The 2,980-nt window shown below is 36.0% G+C and carries 1 protein-coding gene and 2 pseudogenes; 1 reads left to right on the top strand and 2 read right to left on the bottom strand.

Annotated elements, in window-relative coordinates; genetic code table 11:
* Window positions 1-74, bottom strand: a pseudogene (locus KFO35_RS13880) (IS6 family transposase); the annotation flags it as partial.
* Between the two features lie 55 nt (window positions 75-129).
* Between KFO35_RS13880 and dhaL the strand changes: the two are divergent.
* Window positions 130-573, top strand: a pseudogene (dhaL, locus tag KFO35_RS13875) (dihydroxyacetone kinase subunit DhaL); the annotation flags it as partial.
* A gap of 699 nt (window positions 574-1,272) precedes the next feature.
* Here the strand turns inward: dhaL and KFO35_RS13870 are convergent.
* Complete coding sequence (locus KFO35_RS13870) at window positions 1,273-2,571, bottom strand: polysaccharide deacetylase family protein (RefSeq protein ID WP_002311063.1); 1,299 nt, start codon at window positions 2,569-2,571, stop codon at window positions 1,273-1,275.
* Between the last annotated feature and the right edge of the window lie 409 nt (window positions 2,572-2,980).

Below are 2,980 nucleotides of genomic sequence, written 5' to 3'. Positions count from 1 at the left end.
TTATAACGAAGATAGTAGCCCACGGCTACAATAATCACATCCTGCTGAAATTGCTTTCCTTTAAAATGATTCATCGTCATTCCTCCTGCTATCTTTTTCTATTATTCTACCTTATTTGATAGTAGATTTAAAACTTTGCAACAGAACCCAATCAGTGATACCTTTAAAGTTCTTTCGATGGCAATGATCTCCAAAGTTGGAGGAGCTTCAGGTCCGCTATATGGTTCAGCATTCATGAACATGATGAAAGCGACAAAGGATGTTGACGTCATCAATTCACAAGAGCAATTAGGGAAAATCATCGAAGAAGGTACAAATGGGATACAAGCAAGAGGAAAAGCTGAAGCAGAGGATAAAACAATGCTAGATGTTTGGTTTCCTGTTACGGAAGCATTAAAAAACAATCAGCTAACCGCAGACGTCATCGAAAATGCCAAAGAACATACTAAAAATTTGGTCGCAAAAAAAGGACGTGCTTCTTATTTAGGGGAGCGGGCGATTGGACACATTGATCCAGGAGCAGCTTCTAGTGCAATCTTATTCCAGACATTACTTGATGTGATTCATGGATAGAAAGGGCTATTTATAAACTGTAAAAGCCTAACTTTGAACGACAGCATAAACTGTTGCAAAAGTTAGGCTTTTTATCTGCTTTCGTGTGTCTACCTAGAGCTTTTTCTGACAGAAGTATTTACCAAAAGTTAAACGAAGAAAGTGAAAATCGAGAAGAAAGAATCACTCTTTAGCATGAAAAAAAAGAACTTTATCCTGATTAAAATAACGAAATAATCAAATATGACTTGTGCAAAAAAAGAGATGAGACCACTGCTACTTTTAGCAATGGTCTCACCTCTGTTTTACTGGTTATCGTCAGGTCAAAACGGTTTTTTTACAACCTATCTGCGGTATTCAAGAAGCTGTTTTTCTCTGTTCATTCTTATTGCTTGATGCAGACCAGCCTTTTCACAACCTAACACGCGGTGTTCAAAGAGCTGACCTTCAACAATAAGTCAAAACGCTCTTTTTACAACCTCTATTCACGGTGTTCAAAGCCCAACTCCTTGAAATAAGTCTGGATTTTTCAAAACATGAGAAGCTGTTTAGAAAAATTCATTCTTATTGTCGGCGGAGCTGAACGGTCTTTTCACAACCTTATCCACGGTGTTCAAGAAGCAACTCCTCAGCAATAAGCGCTAGATTTCCAAAATATGAGAAACTATTTTAGAAATCTAGTTCTTATTTGCTCGGAGCTGGACGCTTCTTTCACAACCTCTATCCTCGATCTTTTTGGTCATACACTTCTTTGACGTTGATAAATTGATCAAGTATTGGATTTTCTCCTTTTAGGTCAGCTTCGAAACGGATACCGTCAATATTGATTCTGGCGTTACGGTAGTAGTCAGTTCCTAGTTGTCCCCATGCAGGAGTTGAGGCATCGACATTGCAGAAGATATCAAATCCTTGTTGTTTCAAGTAAGCAAATTTTTGATTTGCTTCAGAATAAGGTTGCCAATCGCTGATGTCAGCGCCAAATGGGTAGATCAAAATATTTGTTTTGCCTAAAATAGGTGCAACTTCATTTTGCCAACGTTCATTATCTTGTTGGATATCGGCTAAAGAAGCTTGTGTCATATTCAAGTGTCCCCAAGTATGAGAAGCAAAACTCCAACCATCTTTCTTTAATTGATCAGCAACTTTTTTGGCTGCTTCGATTTCTTTGTTTGTTTTTTCGTTATCACCATATTCTGATTTTGATGTACGGTAACCTAATACACCATTATAGCCTGTTAAAGCTAATGTTCCTTTGGCGCCTTGATAAGAAAAATCGGGATGTTTTTTAATGAATGAATCGATCAATGGAACCATATCATAGTCACCAACAGTTTCCTTCTTATTGTCGATATAAATATTCTTGATTTGGTTCTTTTTATCGACAATCAACTTACTTGGAAATCCTGAATTGTCCATGTATTCATAATAGCTGACATCGTCTTGCGAAAGAATTAACGGTTTCTTTCCTTCTGGAAGAGAAACACCTGTAAAGGTCAGTTTTCCATCTGTTCCTTTTTTGACTAATCCATTTAGATTAACAAGAACATAGTTATTTTTATATAACTGATCAATGGTTTTATTGAATTCGGAAATAGTGACCATATAATCTTTATACCCTTGTGCTTGCTGGGTATGAAAAGCCTTAGCTGGATCAACGATCAGACTATGAAAGAAGACGTGTGAGATTTTGGTCGGGTCTTCCCATTTTACCAAGGATTCTTTTTCTTTTTTCAAAGTTGCTAACAATTGTTGCGCTTCTTTGGCGTCGTCTTTTTCAAGTAAGGCGATGGCTTCATCATAATGATAACTTGCAGCAAGCTGTTTTGCTTGATCAAGCTGTTTCGTCGTTTGTTTATCTTCAACAGGTTTTGAGCTGCTGCTTGAGTGTTGAGTTGTTTGACTAGTGTTTTCTAATTTATTGTTTGTTGCTGCTTGTGTAACAAAAAAGATACTTACACCTAGAATAATAACAGTGCATACAGAAGTGACAGCCAATATGATTTTGTGTGTATGTTTCATTTTATCGTCCCCTACTACTTTTTGATTTCAAAAACCCCCGTAAGCTTTTCTTAACCTTTTGAAAAACTTCCCATAACCATTGTAACGAATATAGAAACAAGTGTAAAAGAAACTTTTGTTTTTTTTTGATTTTTCTCTTATTTTCTTTAACTAGAGCGCTTTTTATGAGAAGTACTATTTTGTAAAAGTTATAAAGTGAGAGAGGTGAAAATGTTCGGATTTTCGCTGTTTTTATTTCCAAGAAAAACTAAAATAAACCCCTGGTGCTAGTTAATTTTTTCCTAGAGGAAAATGTCTAAACATGTTGGTAAATCAACAAAAAAACGCATATAGTAGTCTCAAAACTCCCAAGAAATGAGGACTACATATGCGTTCATCAAAATATACTGAACATTATACAGATACTTTT

Source organism: Enterococcus lactis, assembly GCF_015751045.1.
GTDB lineage: Bacteria > Bacillota > Bacilli > Lactobacillales > Enterococcaceae > Enterococcus_B > Enterococcus_B lactis.
The sequence above is the reverse complement of the archived record's forward strand: the minus strand, read 5'-3'. Positions and strand labels throughout refer to the sequence as shown.

What these genes read in the sequence shown, in the direction of transcription:
- KFO35_RS13870 (WP_002311063.1), bottom strand. Translation starts at nt 2,571, where the DNA reads ATGAAACATACACACAAAATCATATTGGCTGTCACTTCTGTATGCACT.